General features: G+C 36.6%; 2 protein-coding genes and 2 rRNA genes (2 of these 4 running past the window's edge). All 4 read left to right on the top strand.

Annotated elements, in window-relative coordinates; genetic code table 11:
• Positions 1 to 288, top strand: a 23S ribosomal RNA gene (locus tag ACUN26_RS25445) (it extends 2634 nt beyond the left edge of the window).
• A 49-nt stretch (positions 289 to 337) separates the two neighbouring features.
• Positions 338 to 453, top strand: a 5S ribosomal RNA gene (gene rrf / locus ACUN26_RS25450).
• 277 nt (positions 454 to 730) lie between these two features.
• Positions 731 to 1690, top strand: coding sequence for an alpha/beta hydrolase (locus ACUN26_RS25455; protein WP_002093849.1), 960 nt, complete (start codon positions 731 to 733; stop codon positions 1688 to 1690).
• Between the two features lie 195 nt (positions 1691 to 1885).
• Positions 1886 to 2500, top strand: partial view of a DsbA family oxidoreductase gene (locus ACUN26_RS25460; protein ID WP_000687921.1) — the 5' portion only. The gene runs 117 nt beyond the window's last position; 615 of the gene's 732 nt are visible here — the first part of the coding sequence; its start codon is at positions 1886 to 1888; its stop codon lies off the right edge, out of view.

The raw sequence follows: 2500 nt of genomic DNA on the forward strand, positions 1-2500 counted from the left end.
CTATCCGTCGTGGGCGTAGGAAATTTGAGAGGAGCTGTCCTTAGTACGAGAGGACCGGGATGGACGCACCGCTGGTGTACCAGTTGTTCTGCCAAGGGCATAGCTGGGTAGCTATGTGCGGAAGGGATAAGTGCTGAAAGCATCTAAGCATGAAGCCCCCCTCAAGATGAGATTTCCCATAGCGTAAGCTAGTAAGATCCCTGAAAGATGATCAGGTTGATAGGTTCGAGGTGGAAGCATGGTGACATGTGGAGCTGACGAATACTAATAGATCGAGGACTTAACCATATAATATGTAGCAAATGTTATCTAGTTTTGAAGGAATATGCCTTCATAGTTTGGTGATGATGGCAGAGAGGTCACACCCGTTCCCATACCGAACACGGAAGTTAAGCTCTCTAGCGCCGATGGTAGTTGGGACCTTGTCCCTGTGAGAGTAGGACGTCGCCAAGCAAGCTTAAGACGAGTCAGAATGACTCGTCTTTTTTGTGTTTTATAACTTCTTTTCAATGCTAAATACTACTTGGATTTTAAAGAACTCCCTATTCTTTTAAGATTTTTGGTTACATATCTATATAAGTTTTATTCTGTTTCTTTCGTGATTTTTAATATGTAATTTAAGATTTTCTATTTTATTTCTTATAGATAAGATTCACCGGTATGTTAAAATAGTACAGTTGTTTTTGAGGTACGTTAACATAAGAGATTTAATTTGGAAAAAGGAGATAATATGAAAAAGATAGGTATGATTACTATAGTAGTTTTAGTGCTTCTAACAATCGCGTATATGTTAGTTGGGAATTATTTTTATAACTACGCATTGAATGCGAAACAAGAAAAAGAATTTTTGCAAGATAACCCTCATTTGGCGGAAACAGTGAATGCATCGGGAGATGTATTGGCTACGAATGAAAAAAAGAATGCGGATTTTGTATCGAAATATAAACCGAACACATTAACTGTACGTTCTTTCGATAAGCTGAATTTAAAAGGTTATGAATATATGAATGAATCATCTAGCCATAAATGGGCAATTGTAGTTCATGGATATAATGGCAGAGCATCAGAAATGACGAAATATATTCGGAACTTTTATGAACGAGGCTATAATGTCATAGCACCAGACCTTCGTGGACATGGAAATAGTGAAGGGGATTATGTTGGTATGGGCTGGCATGATCGTAAAGATGTCCTACTGTGGATTCAACAAATTTTAAAGAAAGATCCTAATGCTGAAATAGCTCTATATGGTATTTCTATGGGTGGAGCAACTGTAATGATGACTTCAGGCGAAGATTTACCTTCAAACGTTAAAGTTATTATTGAAGATTGCGGATACTCAACTGTTATTGATGAATTTACGTATCAACTAAAAGATTTATTCCACTTACCGAAGTTTCCTGTTATGAATGCGGCCAATACAGTTACTAAATTGAGGGCGGGATATGATTTAGAAGAGGCTTCAGCTGTGAAACAAGTTGAGAGAAGTAAAACACCTATGCTATTTATCCATGGGAATGCTGATACATTTGTTCCTTTTGAAATGTTAGATCAGGTGTATAATGCTGCAAAAGTAGAAAAAGAGAAGTTAATTGTTCCAGGTGCGGGGCATGGGGAAGCGGAGAAAGTAGATTCAAATAAATATTGGAATACTGTATGGAAATTCGTAGAGAAGTATATTCCGGCATAATTAAAGTTGTTTCATTTTTATAGACGATAATCGGAGGGAATAGTCTGCCCTTTTGATTATCGTTTTTTTCTAATTAGGTATTCTGCTATAAGTATATTTTTGTATGTACTATAGAAGGAAATAGAGCAAAAACTTTTGAATTCCTTAATCTCAGTGCTACAATGATTGAAAACTAAGTTTTAAAGAGGTGTTAATATGAAAATTGAAGTATGGTCAGATTTTGTATGTCCATTTTGCTATATTGGGAAGCGTAGATTAGAGATGGCTTTAGAGCAATTTCCGCATAAGAAGGATGTTGAAGTTGAGTTTAAAAGTTTTGAGCTAGATCCGAATACTCCCGTTTACTCTGGAACGAGTATTAATGAAGTGCTTGCATCAAAGTATGGGATTAGTATTGAAGAAGCTAAGCGTAATAATGTACAACTAGGAAATCATGCAGCTAGTATGGGTTTAAGTTTTAATTTTGATGAGATGAAGCCAACGAACACTTTTGATGCGCATCGTCTAGCGAAGTTTGCGAAGGATCAAGGGAAGGAAAAGGAGATTACAGAAAATCTTCTTTTTGCATATTTTACTGAATCAAAGAACTTGAGTGATGTGGATACGCTAGCTACTATCGCTGAAGCTTCAGGTTTAGATAAGCAAGAAGCTTTACATGTTATTAATGATAAAAATGCGTATGCCAATGATGTTAGAATTGATGAGGCGGTTGCTCAGCAATATCAAATTTCGGGAGTACCTTATTTTATTATTAATCAGAAGTATGCTATTTCAGGTGCGCAACCACTTGAAACTTTTGTTGGTGCACTT

The organism is Bacillus sp. WC2503 (assembly GCF_052682895.1).

What these genes read in the sequence shown, in the direction of transcription:
- ACUN26_RS25455 (WP_002093849.1), top strand. Translation starts at nt 731, where the DNA reads ATGAAAAAGATAGGTATGATTACTATAGTAGTTTTAGTGCTTCTAACA.